General features: G+C 63.2%; 1 protein-coding gene. It reads left to right on the plus strand.

Annotated features, from left to right (window positions below; genetic code table 11):
• Positions 1-3,900: hemagglutinin repeat-containing protein (locus AZ34_RS09470; RefSeq protein WP_035607451.1), on the plus strand; the 3,900-nt coding region annotated here is incomplete at both ends.

Consider the following 3,900-nt stretch of genomic DNA (forward strand, 5'->3'; position numbering starts at 1 on the left):
GGCGCCAACGGCGGCCTCACGGGGTTCCGGGTGGAAGGCGGTCAGATCGCCATCGAAGGCCAGGGCCTGAACGCGTCCAATGTGGACCAGCTCGATCTGCTGAGCCGCACCATCCGCATCAACGGCGAACTGTGGGCCAAACAGCTCAACCTGGTGACGGGGCGCAACACGGTGGACCACGCCACATTGGCCGCGACACCCTTGGCCGGGGCAGACCCCGCCGCCACCGGCGTGGCGCTGGACGTGGCGGCCATCGGCGGCATGTACGCCAACGTGATCCGCATCGTCGGCACGGAGAAGGGCTTTGGCGTCAACAGCCAGGGCCAGATGATCGCGGAGAAGGATTTCACGCTGGCGGCGGATGGGCGCATCACCCACTCCGGGCTGGTGCAGGCCACGCAGGGTCAACTGACGATCCAGACCAGCGACGTGCTGGACAACACCGGCACGGTCAGCGGCAAGAACGTCAACGTGTCCGCCAACACCATCCAAAACGCCTCTGGCGCCGTGCTCGCCGCCGAGCAGCGCCTGGACCTCAGCGCCGCGCGTCAACTGGACAACGCGGGGCAGGTGCAAGCCGCGAACACCCACATCCAAGCCGAGTCCCTGCGCAACGCCCAGACCGGTTTGCTCGCTGCCAGCCAGCAACTGGACATCACGACCACGCAAACGCTGAGCAACACAGGCCGGGTGCAGACGGGCAACGCCAACATCAACGCGGCCTCCGTCGACAACGCAGCGAACGCCGTGTTGCTGGCCCAGCAGTCGCTGAACATCACCACGGCGCAGCAGTTCGTCAACGCGGGTCGTGTCCAGGCGGCCAACGCCACCGTGACCGCAGGCCAAGTCAGCAACACGGGCAGCGGTACCGTGGTGGCAGGTAACTCACTCAGCATCACCAGCGCAGGCACCCTGGTCAACCAAGGCCAGCTCGCGGCCGTGCAAGACCTCCGCCTGTCCGCCACCGGTGCCTTGACGCTGGCCGGGACCACGCAGGCCAGCGAAGGCACGCTGACCCTGCACACCGACGCGGCGCTGGACAACACCGGCACCACCGGCGGGCGCAACGTTGTTGCGACGGCGGCCAGCGTGCGCAACAGCAGCGTGGCCACCTTGCTGGCCGAAGACACCTTGAGCATCAGCACCGCAGGGGCGCTGAACAATGAGGGCATCGTGCAGGCCACCAATGCCAGCATCACGGCAGGTTCAGTCAGCAACGCCAACAATGCCTTGGTCTATGCGGACCGGGACTTACAGATCACCAGCGCTGGTGCGGTCAGCAACCAGGGCAGCGTGACGGCGAGTCGAAACCTGAGCCTGACGGCGCAGGGCAACGTCACTCAGGCCGGTCTGATGCAGGCCATTGATGGGGACCTGACGCTGCAGACCAGCCAGGCGCTGAACAACACCGGCTTGATCGGCGGGCGCAACGCCAGCCTCAGCGCCAACACCCTGAGCAACAGCGCGAATGCCGTGCTGCTAGGCGACGAGAAACTCAGCCTCACGGCCACGGGCCAGCTGACGAACGAGGGGGCTGTTCAAGCCACCGACATCACGGTGGGGACAGGGCAGTTCACCAACACAAAAGACGGACTGATGTTCGCGGAAGGTGAGTTGCAGCTCACCACGGGCGGCACCTTGTCCAACCAGGGCGCGCTGGTGGCGCAAGACATGACGTTGCAGGCCCGAAACCTGAACAACACCTCGGGTGGGGTGCTGCTGGCTTTCGGGGATGCGGACATCCGTGTGACGGAGACCTTGCGCAACGTGTCATCCACGATTGAAGCCGAAGGTGACCTGCACATCAGTGCGGGGACACTGCGCAATGAGCGAGAAACACTCGCGATCAATAAAACTGTCAATACCGCGTCATACCGAGATGTCTACCAAAAGTATGTGCCGGTTAGTGAGCAGTGGGATTACGTGGATGACTATATCGATGAATACACAATAACCACCACAACCTTCCAGTTGACCGCTGACAGCGCGCCAGGGTTGATACTTTCAGGCGGGGACATGACGCTGGAAGTGAAGGACAGTCTGGAAAACAAATACTCCACCATCAGTGCAGGTGGTGATTTGACGGCGCAAGGCTGGTCCGCCCAAGCGGCGAATCAGAACTACATCGTCACCAACAGCGTCGTCCGCAAGGGAGTGCGGACGGATGCGGGCTACATCAGTTGCATCCAGAATAGTTATGAATACGACCCAGGTAGTTGCAGTTCTTCGGGTTTTTACCCTCTTCCGGACGAATACGAAGACCCTCGTACGACTCAGGTCACCCTGGCCGAAGCCACTTTCTCAGCCAACAAAAACCTCACCGTCAATTTCGGTGAACTGAAGAACGGTGACAAAGTCGATGCCTTGGTGCAAAACCAAACAGCAGGTCACCAAGGCCCCGACCGTGACGCCACGCTCCCAAACTTGACCCTGGGCCAAGACGGCTACCAACTGCCCAGCTCGGCCCTGGTCAAGCCCTCGAACTCGCCCAATCATCCCTACCTGGTCGAGACCGATCCGCGTCTGACCAGCTACAAGACCTTCATCTCGTCCGACTACATCCTGGACAAGCTGGACTTCGACTTCGCCGAGACCCCCAAGCGCCTGGGCGACGGCTTTGTCGAACAGCGCCTGGTGCGTGACCAGTTGTTGAGCCAGACCGGCTTCCAGTACCTGGACGGCTACGACAGCCTGGAGCAACAGTACGTCGGTTTGATGGAGAACGCACTGGACCAGGCCCAGGCCCTGAGCCTGTCGCCCGGCGTGGCCCTGACGCCCGAGCAAATCGCCCAGTTGCAAGAGCCCATCGTCTGGATGGTGCTGGAGCGCTTCGAGACGGCTTACGGCGTGCAAACCGCCCTGGTGCCGAAGGTTTACCTGGGCCACAACGACAACATCGTGCTGCGCGCGGACGGTTCCTTGATGGCCTCGGGCGGCAGCATGACGTTGAACGTGGCGGGAGGCCTGAGCAACAGCGGCACCATCCAGTCGGGCGAGGCGCTGTCCATCGAAACCGGCGGTGACCTCTACAACCTGAGTGGCGCCATCACGGCCCAGGGCGGCCTGGGCCTGAAGGTGGGCGGTGATCTGGTGGTCGAAACCGTGGCCGACGGCAACCTGATCGGCACCACGGCCACGATCAGCGGTGGCTCCATCAGCATGGACGTGGCGGGTGATGCGCGCTTCACCGGCGCGAGCCTGCAAGCCCAAGATGGGCTGAGCGTGCTGGCCGGGGGAGACGTGGAGTTCAAGGCCCTGGAAACGGTGACCGAGAGCCAGATCGGCAGCACTTACAGCAAGGAGGTCGATCACCTGACCAACCAGTTGCAAGCCGGTGGCAACCTGACCATCCAGGCCGGTGGCAACCTGCTCAGCGAAGGCACGAGCTTCCAGGCCGATGGCGACATGGCCCTGGCCGCGAAGGGCGATGTGACGCTGGCCGAGGTGGTGGACAGCTCGGAAAGCGCTTCCCGCTCGGGGCGCAATCGGGAGGAGCACGCCAGCACCACCGTCACGGGCAATGAGCTGGACGCAGGTGGCAACTTGAGCATCCGCAGCGGCGGTGACTTTGTTTCCACGGCCTCCAGCCTGTCGGCGCAAGGCACGCTGAGCCTGGCCGCTGAGGGTGATGTGCTGCTGTACGCCGCCACCGAGCGCGACTACAGCTACGAAAAGACGGTCTCCACGTCCGGCGGTACGTTCAATAAGAAGACCACGACCAAAACCCACACCGAGGAAACGCTGACCACGGTGGGCAACGAACTCAGCGGCCAGAACATCCAGATCCAGTCCGGCGGCCTGGTGCACATCCACGCCTCGACACTGGACGCCGAGCAAGACATCACCCTGCAGGCCGAGAACATCGCCGTGACGGCGGGCATCGACCAGGAGTACGAGCGC

The organism is Hylemonella gracilis str. Niagara R, from assembly GCF_000600295.1.
GTDB classification, from domain to species: domain Bacteria; phylum Pseudomonadota; class Gammaproteobacteria; order Burkholderiales; family Burkholderiaceae_C; genus Hylemonella; species Hylemonella gracilis_A.